Below are 26,362 nucleotides of genomic sequence, written 5' to 3'. Positions count from 1 at the left end.
GTGGTATATTGGTTATTCGTTTTTTGCAAACCAACATTATTCTTAGTCCATGCTTACGGGCTAAGAATCACAGCAGTTGACTATATGGAAGTCAACTGTGCAGACATTCTTTTTAGGAGGTAACTGACATGACCACGGTTCAAAGTGCCTATCAAGAAGAACAAGAAAGGCTGGCTCGGTCGCTCGACGATATCAAGAGTCAGCTGGCAGGCATTGGTCCCCGTTATACGGGCGACGATTTTACGGAGCAGATGCTCGATCTGCAGCGCGAGGAGCGCAAACAGCGTCTGGAGGTTGCATTCCGAGAGCCTTATTTCGGGCGGATTGATTTCGAGGAGCTGCCGGAAGGCGAGAAGAAGCCGCTGTATATCGGCAAGGCAGGCGTTGCCAAGCAAGGCAGCAACGAGCTGCTTGTCATCGATTGGCGCGCGCCGGTCGCCAGCTTGTTCTATTCTTTTACGGGCGGGGAGGATGCGGCTACATACACGGCGCCGGAAGGCGATATCGAAGGCTATGTGCATCTGAAGCGCAATTTTATGGTGCGGCAGGGCGAGCTTGTCCGCATGGTTGACAGTTACGTGCGCGGGAAGGAAGAAGAGTCCGTAACGGATGAATTCCTCTTATACCGCCTGGGCGAGAACAAAGATAACAAATTGCGGGATATCGTCTCAACGATCCAGCATGAACAGGACCGGATTATCCGTTCCGAACGGAGCAAAGCGTTGTTCATACAAGGGGTAGCGGGAAGCGGTAAAACGACAGTGGCCCTTCATAGACTAGCGTTTCTTCTTTATCAATACGCGGATCGGGTAAAAGCGGAACGGATGATTATATTCGCTCCCAACCGAATGTTCCTGGATTACATTTCCGGCGTTCTTCCCGAGCTTGGCGTAGGCGATATTTTGCAGACGACGTTTGCGGACTGGTCGCTTGAGCTGTTAGGGCATGAGGTGAAGCTGAGAAGCGCATCGGATGCCTTGGCTTACTGGTTCGAGCAGCATCGTTCGGCGGTTGAGATGGCAAATGCGCCAGGCCGGATCAAAGGGTCGCTTGCCTTCAAAGAAGCGATCGATTCCCGGATAGAAGAGCTGGCGCAGCGGATCGTTCCGGTTGTTCCGTTTGAACCGCTGCCAGGTCTTGTGCTGCAGCCGGAGCAAATGAAGGAATGGTACGAGACGGATTACGGCGACGAGACTTTGATGCAAAAGCGCGAACGGCTCGTAAACCGCATCCGCCGCTGGTATGAATCGGAGCTTAAGCTTCGCAAGGTTGTGGATAAGAAGCTGCGCGCCAAAGCGCAGACCAAGCTTACCGCCTTTGCGAAAAAGATCCCATCTTACACGGCACCGCAGCTATATACGGCTTTATTCCAAGGAAAGCAAGCCGTGTCCGTCATTCCGAAGGATATCGCGGCAGCTACCGCCGCCGCGTTGAAGGATGGGGTAGTTGAAGCGGAGGATCTGGCACCGTTAGTCTATATCCATTTGCGGCTGTATGGATTAAAGATCCCGGCTTACGATCATATCGTTATTGACGAGGCGCAGGATTACTCGCCATTCCAGCTGGAAGCCCTGAAGCTTTGCCAACGAACGCCGTCGATGACGGTACTCGGCGATCTTCAGCAAGGCATTCACGCATACGCAGGAATTAACAGCTGGACGGAGCTGATCCAGCTCTTTAACGAGGAACAGACCGGCTTTTTCGAGCTGAACCGCAGCTATCGTTCGACCATGGAAATCATCGAATTCGCGAACCGAATTCTAGGCGCGATGGGCGGCGGCGTAAAACCGGCGGTGCCGGTGTTCCGGAGCGGAGACCCGGTTGAGGTTGTGCAGGCGGACCAAGCCGCATGGCAGAAGCAGATTGCGCAGTCCGTCCGTGAGTGGCAGGCTGACGGCCAGTTCCAGACGATTTCGGTTATCGGCCGTACCGCGGAGCAATGCGCGGAGCTGCATGATTATCTGGTTAGCGAAGGGCTCGAGGCGTCGCTGGTACAGAGCAAGCAGCCGGAATACGGTGGCGGGCTATCGGTCGTGCCGGTCTATTTGTCGAAGGGGCTGGAGTTCGACGCGGTACTCATTGCGGACGCCGGAGCCGATATGTATACGCAGGATGACGCTAAGCTTTTGTATGTAGGCTGCACGCGTGCTCTTCATAAGCTGAAGCTGCTGCACCGTAATTCTTTAACGACATTAATTAACGAAGAATAGCCGAATAAATATGACAGTATTTCGTCATGTCACAGCTAGTTATTGACATTAAAGCCCGTTGTAACTACACTGGTCACAAGTACAGGCCCATCATCGGCGCCAGGCACTGGAAATTGTGCCTGGCGCTGGATACGGCCAAGCGACATTATTCAAATGCCGGGGAGGAATGGACAAGTTTGGGCACTCAAGCAAAAGCAAAGGCCAAGCAGCAGCGGCCAAGACAAGGCACTTACAAGCAGCCGGTAAAGAAGCAATCCAATAAATCGCTTATTGTTTTGACGCTGGCGATCGTAGCCGTAATCGTAGTTATCATTTTAGGTATTAATCATCAATCCAAGCAGCAGGCTGATCTTGCAAACAAGGTATACGATATCGATTATACGGGATTGCCGGTTAAGGGGAATGCGGAGGCTCCGGTCAAAATCGTCGAGTTCGGCGACTACAAATGCCCGGTTTGCCAGTATTTTGCGCAAAACGTAGAACCGCAGCTGGAGAAAGACTTTATCGATACGGGCAAAGCGGCTTTGTATTTCGCGAACTATACCTTTATCGGTCCCGACTCAACAACAGCGGCATTGGCTGCCGAAGCAGTGCAGCAGCAAGCCGGCGACGAAGCGTTCTGGACGTATTACAAAACGATCTATAATAATCAGAAGGACGAGAAGACCAAATGGGCAACCTCGGACTACCTTGTTCAGCTCGCGAAGGACGCGAAGCTTACGCTTGACTTCGACAAGCTGAAGAAGGATATCGACGATAAAACGTATCAAAGCGAAGTGAACAAAGACAACGCAAAAGTAGGCCCGCTTAATGTAACGGGTACGCCAACGCTCTTTATTAACGGCGTCCAATATGCCGGCAACCTTGATTACGCGAGTATCAAAGCGGCAATCGACGAAGCTGTGAATAAGGGGTAGGGAACTTGACAACGACAACCGAATCCGAAATCTATGAAAGCTGGTTTCAGCGATATGGTTTATATTTGGCTTGGCTTGTCGCTCTAGTCGCTACCGGCGGGTCCTTGTATTTTAGCGAAATCCGCGGCTTTATACCTTGCGATCTGTGCTGGTACCAGCGAATTTTCATGTACCCGCAGGTCATTCTGCTTGGAATCGCGGCTTATCGCGGCGACCGCCGCATCATCGGGTATGTACTGCCGCTGAGCATCATCGGAATGCTGATCTCGATCTATCACAATTTCGAAATCTGGTTTCCGAAGGTGGGCGATATGATGCCATGCCGCTCGGGTATTCCGTGCAACTATGATTATCTGAACTGGCTGGGCTTCATCACCATCCCGCTAATGGCCTTGACCGCATTTATTTTAATTACCGTTCTTCTGGTGCTTGGCCGCCAAAAAAGCGAGTAATGAAAAAATGAAATCGCCTATTTCCCTTAGAGGCAGGAAAGCTTTCAACAGCTTCTTCTTGCTTAAAGGGAGAGGGCGATTTTCTTTTGAGATGATGCTTTCTAACGCAATTGTGACAAGCCGGTTAAATAAAACCATGAACAATAAGTGAACGCCTCTTTTTCGCTAGCGGCAAAGTGGCATGCTCCTTCAAAATACGTTATCGTAAGAAGAAAGTTGTTGGATAGAGAGCAGGTGCGAGCATGATTGCAACAGAATTATATAAAGAGGCGGAGCCGTTTATCGCGAATTGTTACAGTGAGCTGGGCAAGACGGAATCGGAAGCATTGGACCGTCTGAAGGAAATCGAGCAATCGATTGAGAACAAGGGCTACTATGTACATACGTTGGAGGAGCTTCGGCATGGAGCGAGGATGGCTTGGCGGAACAGCAACCGTTGTATAGGCCGGTTATTCTGGCAATCGCTTGAGGTGATCGATGCGCGTTCCTTAGAGGATGCCGATCAAATAGCGGAACAGGTATTTAACCATATTAAATATGCGACAAACGAAGGACGTATCCGTCCCGCTATTACGGTATTCGCGCCGCAATTCGAGGATCGGCAGATAAGGATTTGGAACCATCAGCTTGTACGATATGCAGGTTACGATACGGGAAGCGGAATACTGGGGGATCCGGCATCTTTGGAATTTACCCGGGTGTGCACGGATTTGGGCTGGAAAGGGGCGGGAACCGCGTATGACGTGCTGCCGCTTGTCATTCAGGTGAATGACGATCCTCCAAGATGGTACGAGCATCCGGAAGGACTGGTGAAGGAAGTACCGTTGTCTCATCCGGAAATTGAACGGTTTGAAGAGCTGGCTCTGCAATGGTATGCGGTTCCTTTCATTTCGGATATGAAGCTGGAGATCGGCGGTATCACATACACCGCCGCACCGTTCAACGGCTGGTATATGGGGACGGAGATCGGGGCGCGCAATCTGGCCGACTTCAACCGCTACAACAAGCTTCCTGAGGTTGCCCGGCTGATGGGGCTGGATATGTCGACCAATACATCGTTATGGAAGGATCGTGCGCTCGTCGAGCTGAATGTCGCGGTTATTCACTCCTTCAAAAAGCACGGCGTGAGCATTGTGGACCATCATACGGCCTCGGAGCAGTTCATGCGGTTCGCCCAGCAGGAGCGAAATAACGACAGGCCGCTAACCGGCCGATGGTCCTGGCTCATCCCGCCGATGTCGCCTTCTACGACGCCGGTATGGCATCGCGGGTTTGACAATACGGAGCTAAAGCCGGCTTACGGCTATCAGAAGGCTCCTTATACCCGGAATAATTAATAAGCCAAGGTCATGGGGGAAAACTAAAAAGTGGATTTCAGAATGGAATATCTCTCTTTCTTCGTTATTGTAACGGATGGCGAGGACAGCTCTTCCTCGAAGCGGTATAAGCATTTTCAAACGCTGGAGGAAGACGATTATGAAGACAGCGAGATCAAACGCTTTCTCGACGGGGAATTTACGCGGATTGTCAAAAGAAAAGTAGAACGCAACCCCAATACCGAAAATGCGCCAACGAAAATCGGCCGCTTCATGGTTGAGCCGGGTTATGAGCTGGGGAGCAACCAGAACTACAACCTGTTCCAACGCTTGCGGGAGGCGGACTCGAAAGAGCGCTTCATCGGAATCGCCGACGAGCTGGTCCATATTTACATGGATACGACGGCCGTTCGGGGCGGGGCTTTTATCATTGCGCGGGCTAAGCTGAATACGTATTTCGACGAACCTTTCCTCTTCCTGCTTAAATGCGATTTCGAACCAAAGATTGCACGGATTTCCGATGAACGGAGCTTGATTTCGCATGTCGAAATGGCAATCAGCGCACGGGGGATGAAGTCGATTCAATATCCGCATATGCCGGAGGAAGGATCGCTTGACCATTGGGAGCTCAAAATCCATCAGGCTTCGCATGCCCGTTATTTCGAGGATTTCCTGAAGTTCGTGTCTTACGAAAAGCCGCTTCCCGAGGTTATGGGCGAACAAGTGCTGGGCATGGTCCAGCAGTACATGGAGGATAAGTGGCAGGCTGAGCCGGAAAGCACGGAAAGACGCGAGGAAGAGAATGCGATCGAGGTGTGGGCCGCCAGCGAGAAGCGCGAGCTTCAAGAATATTGGACCCATGAGCAGGTGAGCACCGCTTCGGCAGCGCTTGTCGAGCAAAAGCCGGATCTGCCATTTTCGTTCAAGCTTGGCGGCGTAACCGTTAAGGGGCTGCTGGCCGACTTTGGAATCACGCTGCATTTTGCTAAGCATAATGGACGTTATGTTGCCGTTATTGAAGGAGATGCCTTCCAGTTCGAGAAAGGGGTCTCGCCTGTCGAATTGCTCCTGCCTCCGGATCTGGAACAGCTCCTGCCGATTATCGGGACTAATGTCAAGGAAGAAGAACCGGCTATACAGCCGTATGCAGAGGAGTCATCCGCGCAGGATGACGACGTACCTTGGTAACGGAGGGGAATTCAATGGACAAATTATTTTTTATCGAGATCGGAATGGGCTGCGATCTGCACGGCCAGAACGTAACGAAAGCTGCGGTTAGAGCGGTCCAGAACGCGATCCATCATAATTCGATGCCCGGACTGCGCTCGGTCCTGCCAGGCGGGACGCTGGACAACATGAAGGTTCATGTCAAGCTGGCTGTGCCTTGCGACAAGGAGCTTCTTGACGTAGAGCAAGTGAAGGCTGTATTGCCATACGGCCAGGTTACGGTGGAAATTATGGATGGCGGAATGATGACGACAAGCGGAGTTGTACTGCCGGACAAGGATGACAAAAACGATCTGATCTACATCGTTAACGCGTCGGTGGAAGTTGGATATTAATAAGAAGCGCTAGTTAAACCGTATTCGGATCTCGCTGATCCGGATACGGTTTATTTTTTCAGGATTCATGAGCGGCCAAGGAGGGTAAAATACATATAATTACGAACAGTGCCGAGGAGAGACGCTTATGCTTCTGAAACTGATCTTGTTTGCGGTGCTGCTGTTTTGTTCTGCATTCTTCGTAGCAACAGAATTCGCAGTTGTCCGTCTCCGCCCCAGCAGGGTGAACCAAATGGTCGCGGAAGGTGTCCGAAATGGGACCGCGGTGCAAAATGTAATTACGCATTTGGACAGTTATTTGTCCGCCTGTCAGCTGGGCATCACGATTACTGCGCTGGGTTTGGGCTGGCTTGGCGAACCTACCGTTCATGATCTGCTGGATCCGCTGTTTCACAGCTTGCATATCGGCGGAAATCTGGTTAACGTGCTGTCCTTTATTATATCCTTCGCAGTGGTGACCTATCTTCACGTCGTGCTTGGCGAGCTTGCGCCAAAGACGGTTGCAATCATTAAGCCGGAGCAAATCAGCTTAACCGCTGCTCCGATTATCATCGTTTTTTATAAAGTGATGTTCCCTTTTATCTGGCTGCTTAACGGCTCTGCCAACAGTATCGTCCGATTGATGGGCTTCAAGCCGACGGGCGAGCATGAAGCTCATTCGGAGGAAGAGATCAAAAGCATCATGTCGGAGAGCTTCGAGAACGGCAAAATTAATCAAAGCGAGCTCAGCTATGTGAACCGGATATTTGAATTCGACGAACGTCTGGCAAGGGAAATCATGGTGCCGCGTACCGATATGGTTTGTTTGTTTATCGAGAACTCCAAAGTGGATAATATCTCGATTATCCGGCGCGAGCAATATACACGGTTCCCGGTTGCGAAAGGAAGCAAGGACAATATTATAGGCATCATTAATACGAAGCAGTTCTTCATGCAGTACTTCGGCAACGACGAGACCGATGTTGCCTCGCTTCTGCAGCCGGTTATGTCGGTTCCGGAAGTGATGCCAATCAAGAAGCTTCTCCGAAAAATGCAGCAGGAGCGGGTGCATATCGCTATTCTGCTTGACGAATACGGCGGGACCTCGGGATTGATCACCATTGAGGATATTCTCGAGGAAATTGTCGGCGAGATCCGCGACGAATTTGACGCCGACGAGGTGAAGGAAATCGATGCCATCGAGCCGAATCGTTTTATAATAGACGGCAAAGCATTAATCAGCGAAGTTAATGAAGCGCTTGGATCCCATCTGGAAAGCCATGACGTGGACTCGATCGGAGGCTGGTTGTTTAATCAATATCCTGATTTGCAGGTCGGGGTGCCTCAGGATTACGAAGAGCTGACTTTTATTATCCGCGAGAAAGAACGGCATCGCATCCGCAAGATTGAAATCATCGTCAATATCGTTAACCTCGTTAATGAATAAGGACTAACGAGCCGTATTCGAATAGCAGGAATGCGGCTTTTCTCCTAAAACGTTGGTTGCTTTCGCTTGTCTCCACCTTGTGCTATGATAATAAGGTTGGTTAACTCAGAAAAATAAGCGAAAGAAAATTTAGGAGATGGAGGACTACATTTGGGAGATTTATTTAATGCCATTATTATGGGCATCATTGAAGGGCTTACGGAATTTTTGCCTGTCTCTTCAACAGGCCACTTGATTCTGACAGCAGAGTTGTTAAACTTTCAGGATGACCGGGCAAAGGTCTTTGAGGTTGTTATCCAATTAGGCGCCGTACTTGCCGTCCTCGTGTTGTACTGGAGAAAGTTTTTGGGCTTGCTGAAATTCGATTTCAGAAAAGGATCGGGCGTTAACGCCATTCACTTTGTGCTTGCCATGATTCCCGCCGGAGTAATTGGAGTATTGTTTCATGATGTTATCAAAGATTATTTATTCAGCTCCGCAACGGTGCTTGTCGGTCTCGTAGCAGGCGGTATCCTGATGATCGTAGCAGACCGATTGAAAAAGAAAGTTACTGCGGAAGAACTGGATGACATTACATACAAGCAAGCTTTCGCAATTGGTATGTTCCAGGTTCTCGCCTTGTGGCCAGGCTTCTCGCGTTCCGGCTCGACGATCTCCGGCGGCATGTTCTTTGGCGCAAGCCAAAAGGCGGCAGCCGAATTTACGTTTATGGTATCGGTGCCGATTATGGCGGGTGCCAGCGGCATTGACTTGATCAAAAGCCGCGAGTTCTTAACGGCATCGGACGCCCCGCTGTTTATTATCGGTTTCGTTGCTGCGTTTATCGTTGCGATGATCGCGATTGTGACGTTCCTGAACCTGATCAAGCGCCTTAGCTTGTCGTGGTTCGCGTACTACCGCTTTGCTCTTGCAATCGTATTTGCATTTATTATTCTGTAAACAACAAAAGGATGATCCTCATGGCTATTAAGCCAACGGGATCATCCTTTTTTAGTGTTAGACCAGAAACATGGCTACAACCGTAGTCACGCAAAGTCCGATAATAACGGGCTTTAGATTACGTCGTGCCAGCTCGAATGGGCTTACGCCGCAAATGGCTGCAGCGGGGATAAGCGCCCACGGTACAAGGGTACCGCCGCCTACCCAGATCGCTGCGACCTGACCCAGAGCGGTCAAGGTGGCTACGCCGGAGCCGATTGCTCCTCCGAACAGATGGGCAATGGAACCCGCCAGCGATATACCCGAGAAGCCGGATCCGTCAAGGCCGGTAACGGCGCCTACCAGCGTCAACGTAACGGAGCCTACCTCGCCATTCACGGGTACATTGTTCGCTAGGGCAACGCCAAGGTCGTTGACGATGCCTTGAGAGCCGGCAGGAAGCGTATCTCCGAAGATGGCGGTAAAGCCGGAATCCCCCAGATAGAAGAAGGCCGCGATCGGAATGACGGGGCCGAACACTTTAAAGCCGAACAAGAAGCCTTCAATCAGATAATTCGTCGTTTTCTCCAAGCCTTTGTTCTTATGAGCGAGCATAGTGATGATGAGCAGGATAAAGATCGCGGTACCGCCGACAAGCGCGGTCGCATCGCCGCCTTGCAGGTCCAGCATAAACATGGCCACTACGTCTGCGGCAAACAGCAACGGAATCAGAATGGCAAGCGTCAGCTTGGTACCGTGGGACAGCACGTTTTTGAAAGCAAGATCATCTTCGCCGGTTAGCTCTTTATCGCCCTCCACTTTGGAGATGATGCCATCGTTCCATTTCCCGGTCTTCATATCGCGGCGCATCATCCAGAAAGCCGTAACCGTCGTAACGAGCCCCATTACGATAACAAGCGGAATACTTGCCTCCATAACATCGCTAACCGGCAAGCCGGCCGCGTCGGCCGTCAGTTTTGGGGCGCCTTGAATGATGTAGTCGCCGGACAACGCAATGCCGTGGCCGAACAAGTTCATTGCCATCGCGGCCCCTAATGCGGGAAGACCCACTCTTAGCGCAACAGGCAGCAGCACGGCACCGATCAAAGCTACGGCAGGGGATGGCCAGAAAAACCACGAAGTGACCATCATGATTAAGCCGATTCCCCAAAAGGCAAGGGTAGGCGTCCGCAGGAAGCGGGCGAATGGGGAGATCATCACTTCATTTATGCCAGTCCGGATCAATACCCGGCTCATTGCGACAATTATGGATATAATGAGGATAGTGCCCATTAGTTCTTTAATGGCATAAATAAAGCTGTTAAATACACCGCTGACCGAGTCGCTCAACGATTCGGTTGCCAGTAGGCCAAGCACAAAGATGCCAACGATGCAAATGAGCGACGTATCTCTGCGCATCACCATAAAGCCGATAATGGCGACGATAAAGACGAGATACACCCAATGCAGCGCCACTAAATCAATGGCCATAAAATCACCCTCTCATGGGATACACGGCTTCGGTAACCGCTGCCGTAATGTACAGTATGCAGGGCTGCCCATAGGCGTTCATCACGGCATCCATGAGAATGTGCTTAAACGCCGTGAACATTTGTTGACGAATGCGGCAAACCGTATACAATTAGAGGACAGGCTTTTTTAACCATTTCAATCGCAAACTTGAATGATCGGAAGGAAGTATAGAACAGATGGATAACGTTAAAATTTTGGATGCGTCGATGACTTATACGAAGGAAGAAGGCTATGTTGGCCGCATACAATTCGAAATGACCGGCCAGCCCAATCAATACGAAATGACCATTCACAGCCGGAAAAGAACGGAGTGGGGGTACGGCCTATTTTTCCTTCACGAATCGGGCGACGAGGACCAACTGCTGGCGGTAGAGGATATGCTCGAGGAGGATGACGAGCTGTTTGATTACCTGGTGAACGCGGCGGAAGAAAAATTGGATCCGAAGTTCAAATAAAAAAACCTCCGGCTTCCCTAAATATAGGGTTCCGGAGGTTTTTCGCATTTATTGCGGTCGCTCATCATCGAATGAATTCGATAAAGATTTTCTCCACATTAGAATTTCTCGCTTCCAATCTTTTAGGAAACATAAATTCTAATTGGCGATTAAATCTACCGCTAACCGCGGTCGCTCATCTTCGAATTACTTCGATAAAGATTTCAACTCCACAATAAAATTTATATGTTCCATCATAGTTGGAACTAGAAATTTTATTTGGCGATAATACGAACCTCTAAAAGCGGTCCTTCATCATCGAATTGCTTCGATTAAAGGTATTCTCACATCGGCCGCTCGGCCTTATCGTTCTTCTTCGCCGTGCGATTGCGAATGTAAAGCCAGGCTGCCGCGCCTGCCGCAACGGCAATCAGGGCGTAGACGACAATCATGCCGTTATCGGCAATCGAGTCGCCAATTGCTTGCACCCGGTCGCCGACGAACGTACCAAGGATAAAATAGATAAGCGTCCATACAAACGCGCTTGGATAGGCAAATAACGCAAAACGTCTAAAAGTCATCTTGTTGGTTCCCCCGACAAACGGCATCACATGCCGCAGCACGGGAAGAATAAGGCCGATGCTTAGCGCAAAGCCGCCGTACTTTTCGCTCATGTTTTGAGCTTGATGTATGAATTTATCCATGTTCTTTTTTCTCATGAACCAGTCGAACACTTTACTGCCCGCAAACCGGCCGATCGAGTAATTAAAAGTCATCGCCGAGCATATTCCAAGGAATACCATCAGATAAGCCGGCACGGGACTTAACAGACCCGAAGCAACAAACGCGCCGCCCGTCATAACGACAACTTCGTTCGGAACGGGAAGCCCGATTAAGCCAAGGCACAGTACCAGAAAAAGCGAGACGTAGCCGAACTGATCAATGACGGATACTAAATAATCATATCCCATTTGTTTATTCATCCCTTACATCATCAACGTATTTGATTAAAAAGGCGCTTTTATAAAGCTAACATAAAACAAGGCTTTCCGATAGGTCGAAATGGTTGTGTTCTTTGCCAAAAACCGCAAAAAGCATTGCTCTTTTCCATGAACAAGTATCATAATAGAGTGTTTCGCATTTTTACCAAGTCATAAGACGTACGGAAAGGAGAAATAATGAGTACGACAACCAATAGACGTACCGTAACCGTTGCCTTGTATGTTGCGACCTTCCTTGCGGCCATAGAAGGAACCATCGTAAGTACGGCTATGCCGAGCATTACCAGTGAATTGCACGGGATCCAGCAATACAGCTGGATTATCTCGATTTATCTGCTTGCCACGGTGATCACGACTCCGATATACGGCAAACTATCCGATCTCTTCGGTCGCAAAAAAATGTTTATCGCCGGAGCGGGTATTTTCCTTCTGGGCTCCATGCTGTCCGGACTTGCCGCCTCCATGCCGCAGCTGATTGCTTTCCGGGCGGTTCAAGGGCTTGGAGCGGGGGCGTTGACCACGATTCCTTACACCATTATCGGCGACTTATACCCTTTCGAGCAACGGGCTAAAGTCCAGGGCTGGATGTCGAGCATTTGGGGCATCGCCGGCATCACGGGACCTCTAGCCGGCGGCTTGCTTGTTGACTACGTGTCCTGGCGGGCCATCTTTTATATGAATCTTCCGTTCGGCATCGTCGCGCTTGTGCTTCTGATGGTGTCGATGAAAGAAGTGTCCGTGAAGCAGAATCGGCATATTGATTATCCCGGTATCGCTTCTTTTGCGGCAGGGATGTTCGCTTTCCTGTACGCACTGACGATTCTCCGTGAGCCGGATGCCTCTCAATCCGTAACCGAAATCATCCTGCTTCTGGCATCCGCGGTGATCCTGCTGACATTGTTCTACTATATTGAAAAGCGGTCGCGCGAGCCGATCATTCCGCTGCAGATTTTTAAAATCCGGACGATAAGCGCGGTGAACGCAATCAGCTTTTTAATATGCGTAATCAACGTGGTTGCGATCTTTTATCTTCCGCTGTGGATTCAAGGCGTACTTGGCGAAAGCGCGACATACTCCGGCATGGCTATGATCCCGCTGTCCATAGGTTGGCCGCTTGGAGCTATTCTAGCCGGTAATTTTATTGCCAAGTATGGCATGCGCCGCATCGCGGTAACGGGCTCGCTCTTTCTCATAGCCGGAAGCGCCGGCTTCATGCTTATGAACGCCCACACCTCCATCGTGCTGTTTATGGTTTATACATGCTTATCCGGCTTGTCATTCGGCTTATCGTTAACAAGCTTTACCGTTGCGGTAACCTCGGCTGTCAGCTGGGAGCTGCGCGGAGCGGCGGTGGGGAGCAACAACTTCATCCGCACGCTTGGACAGACGGTGGGGATAGCCATGTTTGGACTGCTCCTTAACACCGGGAATACGGAAGCGATTGATGCGCTTAAGCTGGAGCATAGCCTTCACCGGATCTTTATGATCCTGGGCGTCATGTCGGTCGTGGCGCTGCTGTCTATGTTTATGCTGCCAAAAGCCGGCACAGAAGACAGCCATGCCGCACCGGATGCTGCGGATGCATCCTCCTAGAACCAGAAAGGCTGATGAATGGCATGACAACTTTAATCGATGATCCTTATTTACGTATCGTTGAGCCATCCGTTGCAGGTCTGGATGAATCGAAGCTGGAACGGATGAAGGAATGGCTGGAGCCATGGAAAATGACTTCCGTCATTATTATGCGAGATGACGCGATAGCCTGGGAGTGGCATGCGAAGGGCGAAGATTCGGTTGGGCCGCTCTTATCCTGTACCAAAAGCGTGTTGTCCGCGCTTATCGGAGTTGCCATCGAGGATGGTCATATCCATAGCGTAGACCAGCCTGTTTCGGATTATTTCGAAGGAGCGGCAGACTCCTCCATTCGAATCAAGCATTTGCTGACCATGACCTCCGGTTGGGACTGGCCGGACTTCGATAAGCCTTATAAAGCGATGAAAAAAGCTCCTGACCCTATCCGGTTTGTACTTGAGAGACCCATGATAAGCGAACCGGGTAACGCCTATCTCTACAATTCGGGCGGCTCCCATCTTTTATCCGCTATTCTGACGGCAGCTACGGGACAAAGCGCGCTTGACTACGCCACAAGCCGGCTCTTCCGGCCAATGGGCTTCCTCCAAGCGAAATGGACCTCGCATAAAGGGATTAATGAAGGAGGCACCGGTCTTCAATTATTCGGAAGAGACTTGGCAAAGCTGGGACTTTTGCATTTAAGAGAAGGCGATTGGTTCGGCGAGCGGCTGATTCCAGCTTCATGGGTACAGGAGTCGACAAAACGGCACCATAGAGGACTTCTTCACTATGAACCGCCGATTTACGGGGCTTACGGGTACCACTGGTGGCAGTCGCCAGCCGAGCATAACGGAGTGTTTGACTGCTATTTCGCGTTTGGGCACGGCGGTCAATATTTGCTTGTTGCGCCTGAAGAACGACTGGTTATTGTGCTGCGAAAAGCACTGGCGGGACGAAACGAAGCGGTCAAATCTCGCAATCTTATCTTTGAACATATTGCGGGAGCCTTAAAAAAGTAGGCGGTTTGGTGCAACCTTTTGCTCTGGGATGCGTTTAATCTATGTCTGTTCAAACCATCCCAAAGAGAAAAGGAGAATCCAATGTTTAAGAAAGTCAGCTTAGTTGTCCTTGCCGCATTGATGCTGTTTGCTATACCTATAGCGGCGCAAGGCGCTTCCAACGGTCAGAATCAATTAATTCTTCTTCAGAAAACAAAGCAAATGTACCATAACGGCAAGCTTTACATGGCTGCTCAGCCGCTTACCGAATTGAAAGGCACGACTTATATTTCCGCTACTGCCATCGCAGGCAGACTCGGGGGATCCGTGCTGTACGATGCGAACAAGAAGGAATATGTCCTTCGCAGCGCAACAAACGAACTCCGTTATGCGGCGGGCAAATCCTCCTATACGGTAAATGGTACTCGCGCAACGTTTACGGGCGCGCCTTTTGTACAAAACGGAAGCCTGATGATCCCGCTCCGCTCGGTGCTTCAGCCGTTCGGAATGACATTGTCTACGATTCCGGCACAGAAGAAGATTGTCTTGACTTGGACAACTAAGCCGGTAGCCAAGTTTAACATTGCATCCGGCGTTGTATATGCCGGCCAAACCGAAGTGACCTATGGCGATATGTCGTATTCGCCAAGCGGTGCCGCCATCGTTAACGAGCGTTGGGAAGGCAAACAAACCGTATTCGAGGCAGCAGGATCTTATACGGTAACCAAATGGGTTCAAGATGCAAACGGTGTCTGGAGCGATCCGTATTCGGTGACAATTAACGTACTTCCGCCGAATCTTCCTCCGGAAGCGCGTTTTGCAACGGACAAGTCCTATTACAAAATGGGCGAACTTATTCAATACAATGATATCAGCACCGATGACGAGAACAAGATTACTAAACGCGAGTGGGTTAATAACGCTAAGGCTTTCTTCGAACCAGGCGAACAGACGGTAACGTTGAAGGTAACGGATGCGCATGGCCTTACAAGCGAATTCTCCCAGACGGTTACGATTACGAATGATACGCTGTATACGAAGCAGGAGTTCGACCAGCTATACACGGATCAAGGCGAGAAATTCACGATTGACGGCGCAAGCGTACTTAAGCTTCCTACGCAGCCTTACACCGTTGTCTCGAACGGTCAGCAAACGTTTATCCGAAGCAACAGCCCCGAGATGATTAACGACGAGGGGATTTACTACCAGGATACCGCAAACGGCAATGTCCGTTTCTTGATCCACAATCAGAATAACCGTCCTAATCCGGTTAAGGTTTATATCGTAGCAACCAATGAAAACTCCACGGCGGCTACCGTAACCGATGAGCGTATCGGTCTTGGCGGTCCGGCTCCTTACGTAACCCAGGCAGGCAAAGCCGCTACGGCGAACTACCTGCTGTCGAGAACCGTTAACCCGGTTGGAACGGTAACCACCATTCCCGCGGGACAAAGCCGTGTTGTACTTAGCCCGTTAAGCAGCAAAGAAGTCGTGAACGGCCGCGTCATTACGCTGTATGCGGATGTAACCACTTCCGCGCCAATCAAATTCAGCGTGATCGTGGTAGACGCAAGCAAAGACGTGCTGCAGGCGCTTCCGCAGCTTCCGATCCTGCCGCGCGACGGCAAACACGTACGCGGTACTTTCGAACAAGCGAACCGCAGCATTAACGTTCTGCAGACCATTGGCGATGTTCCTTCGCGCATGATCCTGGCCGACAAAGTAGTGGATACCCGCTTGTCCGGTTTCGATGTATTGACAGGGGACGCGATGTCCAATGACGGCAACAACGGAGCATTGTACGTTCTGAATCTGTGGCATGTAAAACCGCACACGCTTATTGCCTTGAATCCGCGCGGCGGTCATTACGGCGGCGCGTTCTTGATCAACAATAAGCTGGTCTACGCAACAAATACGACCATTCTGAGCAATGCGAACGAAGCAGGCGTCCTTTACCGGACGGGAGATACCGAAGAATCGGTATCGATCGTATTTACGCCGGCATCCGGCAGCAACCTGCCGATCAACCTTCTGTTCCTGCCATTGCCGGAAGTTAAACAATAATTGAAAGTAAGAAAAAATGCCGATAAGAGCAAATTTGCTTTTATCGGCATTTTTTGCGTTCTGATGCGTTATATATATGTTAGATTTAAAAGAGTGAAGCCAGAATATAAGATGATATAGAGTTTGAATGACTAGATTAAGAGTTTATATGGTTAATTATATTTACATAACTATTGATAAAAGGAAATCTCTGATTTATGATGTTATATAAAATGACACGATAAATGTGTTTACAAGGTGATCGGAGGTGCGCGCTATGCATTTGACAGTGGAACAGGCGCTGAACGTTTTTCCTTTATCGGAAGGGAAACTGGTTGCCGGAACGGCAGGGCGCAATCGGATCGTGAGATCCGTCAATGTGATGGATGCTCCGGATATTACCGACTGGATCAAGGAAGGGGAAATGTTGTTTACGACCGCCTACCTGATCAAGGACCATCCTCAGGATGCGACGGAGCTGCTAGTTAAGTTGAACCAGCGCGGCTCGTCGGGCCTTGGGATCAAGCTAGGCCGATTCTGGGACGCGATCCCCGAACAGTTGATTGCTTTCGCCAATGAACTGGGGTTTCCTCTTATAGAGCTTCCTTATCAATTCACGTTCTCCGATCAGATGAGCGGCTTGTTCAAGGAAGAGCTCAGGCGCAATACCGGCGTGCTGCAGGATATTTTCGACAAGCAGGTCCGGCTGATGCGGATGGCTCTCAAGACGGATCATATTAACGAATTGTTTGATGCGGTAGCGGATATTATCGGATTCCCGATGGCGATTGTTGGCTCAAGGGGACAGATCGTATACAACAGCTCTCAGGTGGCTGATACGGAATTAACCGGCAGCTGGCCATGGCCGCAGCAGCAGAAATGGATGAAGAGCAAGCAGTGGCAGGCTTTCCGAATTCCGCTTATGAAGCAATCCCGCTGTACGGGATTTGTTCTGTTTTTTAACCCGCAGCTATTTCTCTCAACTATTGAAGAAAGTCTCTATTTGCAAGCGGCGGAGCTATTATCCTATCAAATGAATTTTAATTACGAGGATTATTTCGAGTTGTCCGTGCAAAAGGATTTTGGCGTACTGATCAAACGCTACCTGAGAAACGGATTGCCGATCGATAAGGTTGTCGAATATGCGGATCGCTGGGAGCTCGAGGTTTTCCAAAGCCAATATGTCTGCGTACTCAGCGATATTGCTCATGTTTCCGCGCTGCAACGGTCCGAGAAGCTCGAGAAGCTGAAATCGGATTTTTTAAGCCACGCGAAACTTCAAGAATGGAAAGGCATGCATATTGTAATGGAAGAAGGGCTTTTATCCGTTTTTCCCGAGCCTGATGGGCAAGCGGAAGGTAGTCTTATGTCCGCGTTAAACGCATGCTTTGCATCTATTCAGCGGGAGTGCGGCGAGAGTCCCCGGGCGGCGGTCAGCTGCCGGAAAAAACGGGCAGATCAGCTTTACGAAGCTTTTGACGAGTGCAGGCAGACCCAAAGGCTTGCTACCGAATGGGGAGTCGGGCAATCTATTACTTCCTTTGATACAATGGATTTGGCGATCGTGTTCGAGCATGTATCGAAGGACCGGATGGAGGCCTTCTGCAACCGCTGGCTGGGCGGACTTGTAAACAAGGACCCGGATTACGCAAGTGAAATGCTTCGCACGCTAGAGACCTATTTGGAGCAGGATGGTCAGTTAAACGAAACAGCGAAGAAGCTGTATATTCACCGCAACACGGCAACTTACCGGATCGAGAAGCTGAGCGAAATATTAGGGGTGGACTTCAAGAAAATGAATGATCTTCTCAGGCTCAAAATCGCGTTCTTGTTCCGCAAGCTGTTAATTAACGAACAATCATAATCAGCTATTATCAATCCACTGTGCTACAACAAAGGAGCGGAACATATGAGTTCGACTTTGATCCGAAATGCCGTCATTATGACGATGAATGCATCAGATGATATTTTAATTGGCGATGTGCTTGTAAAAGACAACAAGATCGCTCAGATTGGTCCGAATATTCAGGAAAATGAGGTTGACCGCGTCATCGATGCCGGAGGCAAGGTGCTGCTGCCCGGCTTCATTCAAACGCACATTCACCTGTGCCAGACTCTATTCCGCGGAAGAGCGGATGATCTGGAGCTGATTGACTGGCTGAGACAGCGGATCTGGCCCCTTGAAGCCGCGCATAATGAAGAATCGGTCTATTATTCGGCCCTGTTGGGGATTGGTGAACTGATTAGAAGCGGCACAACGACCATTCTTGATATGGAGACCGTTAATCATACGGAGTCCGCGTTCCAGGCGATTCTCGAGAGTGGGATTCGAGCCTTCTCCGGCAAGGTGATGATGGATTACGGAACGGAGGTTCCGCTTCCGCTCCAGGAGAAGACGGAGCAGTCTCTGAAGGAAAGCGTGGAGCTGCTGGAGAAGTGGCACGGAGCTGCCGGCGGACGGATCGAATACGCTTTTTGCCCGCGGTTCGTTGTTTCCTGTACGGAAGAGCTTCTTATTGGCGTAAGGGATTTATCCGCGCAATACGGCGTAAAGGTACATACCCATGCGTCGGAAAACAGGGAAGAGATCTCGATCGTCGAATCCGAACGCGGCATGCGAAACGTGATTTATCTGGATCATATCGGTCTTGCCCGTCCGAATCTTATTCTGGCGCACAGCATTTGGCTGGATGAAGAGGAAAAGCGGATTATCAAGGAACGGGGCGTAAAGGTTACGCACTGCCCGGGCTCAAACCTGAAGCTTGCATCCGGTGTGGCGCAGGTTCCCGAATTGCTGCGGGAAGGGATCGATATCGGCATCGGCGCGGACGGAGCGCCTTGCAATAACAATCTGGATATGTTCCAGGAGATGCGGCTTACGGCTTTTATCCAGAAGGTACAGCATGGTCCAACCGTCATGAACGCAAAGACCGTGCTTCGCATGGCGACCATGGGTGGAGCTCACGTTCTCGGGCTGGAGGAGAAAATCGGCAGCATCGAGGTTGGCAAGCTTGCTGATCTGCAGCTGCTTGATCTGGAGGACTTCCATGTCTATCCTTCATTTGATGCGGACTGGTATTCCAGAGTGGTCTACGCGGCTACGCGCGGCGATGTCGATACCGTGATGATTGACGGGCAGCTCGTAATGGAGAACAGAATCATGAAGACGGTTGATAAGCCGCTCGTGTTGCGCGAGGCAGACCGAACGTTGAAGGAGCTGTTGGCAAGACTCTAATTTTGCAAAACTATACGCTATCAGGAGGGGTTGCCGATGGACATGATTAACATCCTGCGAACGATCCGGCGGCTTGATCGGCCGGCAGTCCTGGCAACCATTATCGGGGTTGAGGGGCACGCATATCGTAAGGCCGGAGCAGCCATGCTTCTCCCGCTAAGCGGTGATACCGTCGGAACGGTTAGTCCGGGCTGTATCGAATCCGATCTCCTGGAGCGGGTTCCCTCCATTTGGGAAACAAACCGGTATGAGATTGCGGAATATAACATGGACCCGGACGACGATCCCATCTGGGGAGAAGCGGTTGGCTGCGGCGGAGTTATCCGCGTGCTTCTTGAGCCGATAGAAGGAACGCTCCGGACCATTCTGACGGATGCTCTGGATCTGCTCGATAGAGGCAGGGAGGTTCAGCTTGTGCGCAGGCTGAAGGGAGAAGAGCTCTGTTATGAGCTTTCGGCGGAAGAGGTTATACCGCTGCCTTCCGGTCAGTCCGGTTACGATTGGCAGTTTAGTCTTCATTTATCGAATAGGCAACGGGTTATTCTGTTTGGCGCAGGTCCGGATGCCGTTCCCATCTATCAGCTCTTGGCGCAAAGCAGTTTTCACGTTATTGTCGCGGACTGGCGTCCGCGTTTGCTGGCTGCTTATCCAGACGCCGAGAATTATCTCGGCACGCCGGAGCAGCTCAAAGAAATGCTGCTTCTGGATGCCGAGGCTGCGGTTATCGTCTGCAGCCATCATCTCCGTTACGACCGGGAAATGATCGAATGGGCATTAACGTCAAACTCAAAGTATATAGGAGTAATGGGTTCAACCAAGCGGATTGGCCTGCTGTTTGATGGGGATGCCCCGCCTGTTAACGTGAAGGCTCCTATCGGATTATCGATTGGAGCTGAGGGGCCTTACGAGATTGCGGTCAGTATTGCCGCGGAATTAATCGCTTTGCGATATCAATGGCGGAATAAGCAAAAGGCCGATCGGCAAAAGGAGGAACGGCATGAACCTATCCGCAATATATTTGGCAGCAGGACAGAGCAGCCGAATGGGCAAGCCGAAGCTGCCGCTCGAGCTTTCGCCGGGCGTAGCGCTCGGCAGTCTAGCGCTTCGTGCTCTCTTGGCTAGCGGAATCGGACGGATACACCTTGTGGTCCGTCCGGATGATCCGTTAACATGGCTGCAGGATATTAGGGAAAGCTCGCTATACGCACCTCAATTAAATATCGTCGTCTGCGAAGAAGCAAGTCTCGGCATGTCTTATTCCATTCGTGCCGGTGTAGACGCCGCACTATCCAGCCTGCCGGTTCCCGATGCTGTCGTCATTGGGCTTGGCGACCAACCTTTTGTCACGGCTGCTATGGTGCGGCGTCTTCTTGTTGTTATGGAGGATAATCCGGGCCTGGATTTTGCCGCATCCTCTATGCGGGGAGTCGTTATGCCTCCTGCCGTTATCCGTTATACCATGTATAAGGCGCTTCGGGGTTTGAAAGGGGATATGGGAGCGCGCAAGCTGTTTGCGTCCCCGGATTATACCGGAGAAATCGTTGAATTCGGCGAAGAGGCTGCTGAATTGCTGCTTGATGTAGATGATGAGGACAGTCTTGGGCAGGCAGTTAGGCGATACCGCCAAATCCGAGGCCGGAGATAAAATGTGATCTTTTGTTACATAGATGTCATCAGACGTGCATCATGCACAATGAGTTTTTGTTATTTTATCTGTCTTTCCAATCTCATGTTAGATATATTGACGTGTTGGTTACGCGGAAGTATATTGAGACTACATCATCCGTTGGTCATGATGATGATAGAGAGTTGGGGAGGAACCATATGAAACATTTTGCAAAAGCACGTACAGTGGGGTTGGCATTGCTCGTATTTATGGTCGTTATTTTATCTGCTTGTTCCAGTAACAGCAATAACAAAACAAACGAAACGGCAAGCGGCGGCAATACACAGACATCTACAGAGCCGTCGGCAACAGATAGCGGCAAGAAGCTGCCGCGGGTCGCTTTCGTTTACATTGGACCTCCCGGAGACGGCGGTTGGACCTTCGAGCATGATAACGGCAGGAAGTACATGGAAGAGAAGCTTGGCATTAAAGCTGACACGGTGGAAAACGTACCGGAAAGCGCGGACGCTGAACGCGTTATTACGGAACTGGCTCAAAACCACGATATTATTTTCACGACAAGCTTTGGTTACATGGATCCGACGCTAAATGTGGCGAAGAAGTTCCCGAACGTAAAGTTTATGCATACGGCCGGCTACAAAACGGCGGACAACATGAGCACCTACTTCGGCAAAAACTATGAAGCCAGCTACCTGACAGGTATAGCGGCAGGGAAAATGACGAAGTCGAATGTCATCGGTTACGTTGGCGCATTCCCGATTCCCGAAGTTATTTATAACATCAATGCCTTTGCGCTTGGCATTCAAAGCGTTAATCCGGACGCGAAAGTAGACGTCGTATGGAGCAACACCTGGTACGATCCGACGGCAGAGCGCCAAGCGGCGATCAGCTTGCTGGATAAAGGCGCGGACGTCCTGCTTGCTTATCAGGATTCCCCGGCAACTCTGCAGGCAGCTGCCGAACGCGGCGCGCTGGCAGGCGGCAACGACTCCGACATGACCCGTTACGCACCGGATGCTTACTTAACGAACCCGACTTGGAACTGGGGCCCTTATTATACGAAGGTCGTGCAATCCGTGATCGACGGAACCTGGAAGAGCGAGCAATTCTCCGGCGATATGGTGGACGGCATGGTTGGCCTCGCTCCGCTTGGACCTAGCATTCCTGACGACGTGAAGAAGCTGGTAGAGGATGCAAAAGCGAAAATCATCAGCGGCGAGCTGGACGTATTCAGCGGTCCGATCACCGATGCATCCGGCGCAGCCAAGCAGGAAGCGGGCCAAACGATGAGCCTGGAGCAAATTCTGGAGATGAACTGGTTCGTCAAAGGCGTGGAAGGAACCATTCCTCAATAGCTTTGAGCCAGCCAAAACGGCCGATCAACAAATCCCTTGCTAAAGGGATTTGTTGATTTATTGGCCTCCATCTTATCCTAAATAATCACAAGTGGCTAGAAAGTAGCCCACTTGTGTGACAATTCTTTTAAGGAGGAAGCGGAATGCTCGAAACCTACTCCGTAGAAATGCAGCGTATCGTCAAGCAGTTCGGCTCCGTTGTCGCGAATGACCAGGTCGATTTCAAGGCGAAGGCAGGAGAGATTCACGCCTTGCTAGGAGAAAACGGAGCCGGCAAAAGCACGATGATGTGCATGCTGTCCGGCGTCTATCGTCCAACCAGCGGCGAAATTTATATCCAAGGCGAAAAGGTGAAAATCCGCTCGCCCAAGGATGCCATGAAGCTTGGCATCGGGATGGTGTTTCAAAACTTTCGTCTCGTTCAGACCTTAACGGCTGCCGAGAATATTATTTTAGGCGAGAAATCCTCCTTCTGGCGCGGCCCGGGCTGGATGAAGAAGAAGCAGGAGGAGATTGAGGCGATAGCGGTCAAATTCGGGCTAACCTTCCCGGTGGACCGCCCGATCTGGCAGCTGTCCGTAGGCGAGCAGCAGCGGGTGGAGATCGTCAAGACGCTGTATCGCGGCGCCGATCTGATTATTCTGGACGAACCAACGTCGGTTCTTACGCCAGGCGAAGCGGAGCAGCTGTTCGTTACGCTTGCGCAGATGAAGGCGGAAGGCAAGACCGTTATGATTACGACTCATAAATTAAAGGAAGTTATGGCGATCTCCGACAGCATATCGATTATGAGGAAAGGCAAACTCACTCATACGATGATGAAAACCGAGACGAACGAACGCGAGCTTGCGAGGTTAATGGTTGGCAAGGAGCTGACCGTTCAAAAGCCGCTTGCCAGCCGTCCGAAAGGCAAGCCGCTCCTGATCGTTGATCAGCTTGATGTATATGCCGATCATGGAAGAAAGGCTTTGAACCAGATGGAATTTCAGGTCCATGAAGGCGAGATCGTTGGGGTTGCGGGCGTAGCGGGCAACGGCCAGAAGGAGCTGGCGGAGGTGTTGACAGGACTTCGGGCATGGCGCAAAGGCAGCATTACCTTTAACGGCAGTCCGCTGAAGAACGCTTCGGTTCGCGGAGCGATCGAAGCCCGTATCGCCCATGTGCCGGAGAACCGAATGAAGAGCGGTCTTGCCGGCAGCCTGGGCATTGTCGACAACCTGCTGTTCAAATCCTACCGCACAAGCGATCGCTCCCGCTTCGGCTTCCTTCGCTCGCGGGCGAACCGAAGCTGGTCGCAGTCGCTGGTAGAGCAGTTCGATGTTAAAACCCCGGGGCTGGATGCGCCTGTAAGACAGCTATCCGGCGGCAATCAGCAGAAGCTGCTTTTTGCCAGGGAAGTTGAGCAGGACCCGCTCTTTATGGTGGCCGTTCACCCTACGCAAGGGCTGGATGTCGGAGCAACGGAAGGCGTACACCGGTTACTTACGGAGATGCGCGGACAAGGCAAAAGCATCCTTCTTATTTCGGAAGATCTCGATGAGGTTATGCAGCTCTCCGACCGCATATTAGTAATCTATAACGGCCGAATGGTCGGCGAATTGGCGCGAGGGGAAGCGACCCGCGAACAGATCGGCTTATACATGGCCGGCGTTCGGGAAACGGATGACACGGAGGAGGAGAAGGTCGTATGAGCAAGCAGCCTGTACAAAGCGCTTTAGCCATTGAACAACCGGATACACCAACACGCCGCAGCAAGCTGCTGTCTCTTCGAATCGAGCTGGATCCGTCCAGAAAAGAAAGCCCGTGGTGGATGACCATCGTCTCTATCCTGCTTGCTCTAGTCTTCTGCGGTATCTTTATCGCAGCTAACGGCATGAATCCGATTACGGTTTATTCGAAAATGATTACCGGGGCGTTCGGAACCTCATTCGGCATAACGGAAACGCTTGTGAAGTCCATCCCGCTTCTCCTGTGCGGTATCGGGGTTGCGATTGCTTACCGCATCTCGGTCTGGAATATCGGGGCGGAGGGGCAGTTTCTCGCCGGAGCGATGGCGGCGACGGCGGTAACGGTCTATTTTCCGAATATGCCCGTATACCTCGTGATTCCCGCGATGGTCGTGTTCAGTATACTAGGCGGCGGGATTTGGGGACTGTTGACTGCAATTCCAAGGACGTATTTCCAGGTAAACGAGCTGATTACGTCTCTCATGCTTAACTATGTGGCCTTACTGGCCTTGAATTACTTCGTCTTTGGTCCCTGGAAGGATCCGAAAGGCTTTAATTTCCCGGGTACTCCGGTATTCACGGATGCGCAGTCGCTTCCGGTGCTTGGGGATACAAGGCTGCATCTTGGTCTCGTGTTTGCCATTGTTGCTGTTCTTCTGTACGCCTTCCTGATGAAATATACCCGCTGGGGTTACGAGCTTCGCTTGATTGGCGCGAACCCGGAAGCGGCGAAAAACGCCGGCATCAAGATCAGCCGCCATATTCTGCTCGTAATGCTGATTAGCGGCGGAATGGCCGGGCTCGCCGGAATGGCGGAAGTATCGGGCGTCACTCACCGTCTCATGTACGGAATATCACCGGGCTACGGGTATACGGCGATTATCGTGGCTTGGCTTGCGAAGTTGAATCCTCTCGGTCTTGTCGTTTCATCGTTCCTGTTCGGCGGACTTATCGTGGGCGGCTTTAGCGTTCAAACGATTGGCCTTCCGTCCTCCATCTCGTCCATGATCCAAGGGGCGATCCTGTTCTTCCTCATTGCAGGCAGCATGGCCAGCAAATTCCGTATCCGGAGAAACGCGTAGAAGGGATGTGTAGACCATGGATATATTCGTTCAAATCATTGTAGCAGCCATCTCTTCCGGCACGCCTCTCTTATTCGCCACGCTTGGAGGCATCCTGATCGAACGGTCAGGCATTATCCAGCTCGGCGCGGAAGGTCTAATGCTGATGGGGGCCGTCATAGCCTGTATGACATACCTGCATACCGGCAGCCTGGCCTTAACCCTGCTGGCCGCCTGCGCGATAAGCGCGGTGCTGGGCATCGTCCATGCCTTTATGTGCGTGACGCTTCGGGCCAATCAGATTGTCAGCGGCCTGGCTTTAACGTTATTCGGAACCGGACTTAGCGCTTATCTTGGCAAAAGCATTACCGGACAGCCGGTAGCGGGCGCGGTTCCGAAGGTAAACCTGAATTGGCTTGAAGATGTACCCGTAATTGGCGGAATATTCGCTCATCTCGATATTTTAACCTGGCTCAGCTTTATTCTCGTTATCGTCTTGCACTTATACATTCACCGCACCTCGTGGGGCCTTCATCTAAGAGCGATTGGCGATAATCCGCCAACGGCTGACGTGATGGGGATCCGGGTACAAACATTCCGTTACGGGTATATCATCATTGGCTCCATGCTGATCGGTCTTGCCGGCGCGGATCTGCTGATGGTGTATTCGCCAACCTGGATTGAAGGCATGACGGCAGGCAGAGGCTGGATCGCCGTGGCTCTCATTATTTTCGCAAGATGGAATCCGGTCCGCGCTCTGTTCTGCGCTTACTTCTTCGGCGCGCTGGACACCATCGGCTTCCGCATTCAACTGATCGGAAGCGAGATTCCATCCTATTTCCTGAAGATGATTCCTTACATTGTAACGATTCTGGTTCTGATGTTCCTTGGCTGGCGCAACCGCAATAAGCCTTCGGGCTCGCCGGAGTCGCTGGGTACACCGTATATTCGCGAACAAAGATTTTAACGGAAGGG

Annotated in this window: 22 protein-coding genes; 20 read left to right on the top strand and 2 right to left on the bottom strand. The window is 51.1% G+C overall.

The window, feature by feature from the left end; genetic code table 11:
• The first annotated feature begins 128 nt into the window (after positions 1–128).
• From ACR9FF_RS16600 to bacA, 8 genes are all read left to right on the top strand, one after another.
• The gene (locus tag ACR9FF_RS16600; protein ID WP_435163114.1) at positions 129–2,210 is read left to right on the top strand and encodes a HelD family protein; all 2,082 of its coding nucleotides are present in this window, start codon (positions 129–131) and stop codon (positions 2,208–2,210) included.
• A gap of 176 nt (positions 2,211–2,386) precedes the next feature.
• Positions 2,387–3,127: a DsbA family protein gene (locus ACR9FF_RS16595; protein ID WP_236013163.1), complete on the top strand. Its 741-nt coding sequence runs from the start codon at positions 2,387–2,389 to the stop codon at positions 3,125–3,127.
• Between the two features lie 5 nt (positions 3,128–3,132).
• The gene (locus ACR9FF_RS16590) at positions 3,133–3,579 is read left to right on the top strand and encodes a disulfide oxidoreductase (protein ID WP_127495163.1); all 447 of its coding nucleotides are present in this window, start codon (positions 3,133–3,135) and stop codon (positions 3,577–3,579) included.
• Between the two features lie 242 nt (positions 3,580–3,821).
• On the top strand, positions 3,822–4,916 hold the full coding sequence (locus ACR9FF_RS16585) for a nitric oxide synthase oxygenase (protein ID WP_435163111.1): 1,095 nt from the start codon (positions 3,822–3,824) through the stop codon (positions 4,914–4,916).
• A 30-nt stretch (positions 4,917–4,946) separates the two neighbouring features.
• Positions 4,947–6,083 carry a DUF3900 domain-containing protein gene (locus ACR9FF_RS16580; RefSeq protein ID WP_236013162.1) on the top strand — a complete coding sequence of 379 codons (1,137 nt, stop codon included), beginning with the start codon at positions 4,947–4,949 and terminating at the stop codon, positions 6,081–6,083.
• A gap of 14 nt (positions 6,084–6,097) precedes the next feature.
• The gene (locus ACR9FF_RS16575) at positions 6,098–6,457 is read left to right on the top strand and encodes a Lin0512 family protein (RefSeq protein ID WP_127495160.1); all 360 of its coding nucleotides are present in this window, start codon (positions 6,098–6,100) and stop codon (positions 6,455–6,457) included.
• A 127-nt stretch (positions 6,458–6,584) separates the two neighbouring features.
• Positions 6,585–7,883 carry a hemolysin family protein gene (locus ACR9FF_RS16570; RefSeq protein ID WP_127495159.1) on the top strand — a complete coding sequence of 433 codons (1,299 nt, stop codon included), beginning with the start codon at positions 6,585–6,587 and terminating at the stop codon, positions 7,881–7,883.
• 150 nt (positions 7,884–8,033) lie between these two features.
• Complete coding sequence (gene bacA, locus ACR9FF_RS16565; RefSeq protein WP_127495158.1) at positions 8,034–8,822, top strand: undecaprenyl-diphosphate phosphatase; 789 nt, start codon at positions 8,034–8,036, stop codon at positions 8,820–8,822.
• 57 nt (positions 8,823–8,879) lie between these two features.
• On the opposite strand, the gene ACR9FF_RS16560 is transcribed toward bacA, so the two are convergent.
• The gene (locus ACR9FF_RS16560) at positions 8,880–10,292 is read right to left on the bottom strand and encodes a hypothetical protein (RefSeq protein WP_127495157.1); all 1,413 of its coding nucleotides are present in this window, start codon (positions 10,290–10,292) and stop codon (positions 8,880–8,882) included.
• Between the two features lie 218 nt (positions 10,293–10,510).
• Here ACR9FF_RS16560 and ACR9FF_RS16555 point away from each other — a divergent pair, with 218 nt between their 5' ends.
• On the top strand, positions 10,511–10,789 hold the full coding sequence (locus ACR9FF_RS16555; protein ID WP_127495156.1) for a hypothetical protein: 279 nt from the start codon (positions 10,511–10,513) through the stop codon (positions 10,787–10,789).
• Positions 10,790–11,112: 323 nt separating this feature from the next.
• Here the strand turns inward: ACR9FF_RS16555 and ACR9FF_RS16550 are convergent, their stop codons facing one another.
• Positions 11,113–11,739, bottom strand: coding sequence for a DedA family protein (locus tag ACR9FF_RS16550; RefSeq protein WP_127495155.1), 627 nt, complete (start codon positions 11,737–11,739; stop codon positions 11,113–11,115).
• A 207-nt stretch (positions 11,740–11,946) separates the two neighbouring features.
• On the opposite strand from ACR9FF_RS16550, the gene ACR9FF_RS16545 reads away from it, so the two are divergent.
• The 11 genes from ACR9FF_RS16545 to ACR9FF_RS16495 all read left to right on the top strand — a co-directional run bounded on the left by ACR9FF_RS16545 (position 11,947) and on the right by ACR9FF_RS16495 (position 26,354).
• On the top strand, positions 11,947–13,362 hold the full coding sequence (locus tag ACR9FF_RS16545; RefSeq protein WP_435163106.1) for an MDR family MFS transporter: 1,416 nt from the start codon (positions 11,947–11,949) through the stop codon (positions 13,360–13,362).
• Positions 13,363–13,385: 23 nt separating this feature from the next.
• Complete coding sequence (locus tag ACR9FF_RS16540) at positions 13,386–14,360, top strand: serine hydrolase domain-containing protein (protein ID WP_435163104.1); 975 nt, start codon at positions 13,386–13,388, stop codon at positions 14,358–14,360.
• 81 nt (positions 14,361–14,441) lie between these two features.
• A complete protein-coding gene (locus tag ACR9FF_RS16535; protein WP_201008953.1) occupies positions 14,442–16,403 on the top strand; it encodes a stalk domain-containing protein in 1,962 nt (653 codons plus the stop codon).
• A gap of 256 nt (positions 16,404–16,659) precedes the next feature.
• Complete coding sequence (locus ACR9FF_RS16530; protein ID WP_435163102.1) at positions 16,660–18,246, top strand: PucR family transcriptional regulator; 1,587 nt, start codon at positions 16,660–16,662, stop codon at positions 18,244–18,246.
• A 45-nt stretch (positions 18,247–18,291) separates the two neighbouring features.
• A complete protein-coding gene (locus ACR9FF_RS16525; RefSeq protein WP_435163100.1) occupies positions 18,292–19,617 on the top strand; it encodes a 5'-deoxyadenosine deaminase in 1,326 nt (441 codons plus the stop codon).
• Between the two features lie 36 nt (positions 19,618–19,653).
• Entirely contained in the window at positions 19,654–20,739 is a 1,086-nt protein-coding gene (locus ACR9FF_RS16520) for an XdhC family protein (RefSeq protein ID WP_435163098.1), read from the top strand.
• Positions 20,660–21,262, top strand: a complete 603-nt coding sequence (locus ACR9FF_RS16515; RefSeq protein WP_435163096.1) for a nucleotidyltransferase family protein — start codon at positions 20,660–20,662, stop codon at positions 21,260–21,262. The genes ACR9FF_RS16520 and ACR9FF_RS16515 overlap by 80 nt, the downstream gene beginning before the upstream one ends.
• Before the next feature lie 179 nt (positions 21,263–21,441).
• Entirely contained in the window at positions 21,442–22,599 is a 1,158-nt protein-coding gene (locus ACR9FF_RS16510) for a BMP family ABC transporter substrate-binding protein (protein ID WP_127495147.1), read from the top strand.
• 143 nt (positions 22,600–22,742) lie between these two features.
• Positions 22,743–24,290, top strand: coding sequence for an ABC transporter ATP-binding protein (locus ACR9FF_RS16505; protein WP_127495146.1), 1,548 nt, complete (start codon positions 22,743–22,745; stop codon positions 24,288–24,290).
• Positions 24,287–25,408 (top strand): ABC transporter permease, encoded by a 1,122-nt coding sequence (locus tag ACR9FF_RS16500; protein WP_435163093.1) that lies wholly within the window; start codon positions 24,287–24,289, stop codon positions 25,406–25,408. The genes ACR9FF_RS16505 and ACR9FF_RS16500 overlap by 4 nt, the downstream gene beginning before the upstream one ends.
• 16 nt (positions 25,409–25,424) lie before the next feature.
• Positions 25,425–26,354, top strand: a complete 930-nt coding sequence (locus ACR9FF_RS16495) for an ABC transporter permease (RefSeq protein ID WP_317981967.1) — start codon at positions 25,425–25,427, stop codon at positions 26,352–26,354.
• Positions 26,355–26,362 lie beyond the last annotated feature (8 nt).

Source organism: Paenibacillus glycanilyticus (genome assembly GCF_051200795.1).
In the GTDB taxonomy this organism is placed as follows: Bacteria; Bacillota; Bacilli; order Paenibacillales; family Paenibacillaceae; genus Pristimantibacillus; species Pristimantibacillus glycanilyticus.
Note: the sequence above shows the minus strand (reverse complement) of the source record. Positions and strands in the feature narration are given on the sequence as shown.

Coding starts and splice junctions, on each gene's coding strand:
- ACR9FF_RS16600 (WP_435163114.1), top strand. CDS start 129: ATGACCACGGTTCAAAGTGCCTATCAAGAAGAACAAGAAAGGCTGGCT.
- ACR9FF_RS16585 (WP_435163111.1), top strand. CDS start 3,822: ATGATTGCAACAGAATTATATAAAGAGGCGGAGCCGTTTATCGCGAAT.
- ACR9FF_RS16575 (WP_127495160.1), top strand. CDS start 6,098: ATGGACAAATTATTTTTTATCGAGATCGGAATGGGCTGCGATCTGCAC.
- ACR9FF_RS16570 (WP_127495159.1), top strand. CDS start 6,585: ATGCTTCTGAAACTGATCTTGTTTGCGGTGCTGCTGTTTTGTTCTGCA.
- ACR9FF_RS16560 (WP_127495157.1), bottom strand. CDS start 10,292: ATGGCCATTGATTTAGTGGCGCTGCATTGGGTGTATCTCGTCTTTATC.
- ACR9FF_RS16555 (WP_127495156.1), top strand. CDS start 10,511: ATGGATAACGTTAAAATTTTGGATGCGTCGATGACTTATACGAAGGAA.
- ACR9FF_RS16550 (WP_127495155.1), bottom strand. CDS start 11,739: ATGGGATATGATTATTTAGTATCCGTCATTGATCAGTTCGGCTACGTC.
- ACR9FF_RS16545 (WP_435163106.1), top strand. CDS start 11,947: ATGAGTACGACAACCAATAGACGTACCGTAACCGTTGCCTTGTATGTT.
- ACR9FF_RS16540 (WP_435163104.1), top strand. CDS start 13,386: ATGACAACTTTAATCGATGATCCTTATTTACGTATCGTTGAGCCATCC.
- ACR9FF_RS16535 (WP_201008953.1), top strand. CDS start 14,442: ATGTTTAAGAAAGTCAGCTTAGTTGTCCTTGCCGCATTGATGCTGTTT.
- ACR9FF_RS16530 (WP_435163102.1), top strand. CDS start 16,660: ATGCATTTGACAGTGGAACAGGCGCTGAACGTTTTTCCTTTATCGGAA.
- ACR9FF_RS16525 (WP_435163100.1), top strand. CDS start 18,292: ATGAGTTCGACTTTGATCCGAAATGCCGTCATTATGACGATGAATGCA.
- ACR9FF_RS16520 (WP_435163098.1), top strand. CDS start 19,654: ATGGACATGATTAACATCCTGCGAACGATCCGGCGGCTTGATCGGCCG.
- ACR9FF_RS16515 (WP_435163096.1), top strand. CDS start 20,660: ATGGGCAAGCCGAAGCTGCCGCTCGAGCTTTCGCCGGGCGTAGCGCTC.
- ACR9FF_RS16510 (WP_127495147.1), top strand. CDS start 21,442: ATGAAACATTTTGCAAAAGCACGTACAGTGGGGTTGGCATTGCTCGTA.
- ACR9FF_RS16505 (WP_127495146.1), top strand. CDS start 22,743: ATGCTCGAAACCTACTCCGTAGAAATGCAGCGTATCGTCAAGCAGTTC.
- ACR9FF_RS16500 (WP_435163093.1), top strand. CDS start 24,287: ATGAGCAAGCAGCCTGTACAAAGCGCTTTAGCCATTGAACAACCGGAT.
- ACR9FF_RS16495 (WP_317981967.1), top strand. CDS start 25,425: ATGGATATATTCGTTCAAATCATTGTAGCAGCCATCTCTTCCGGCACG.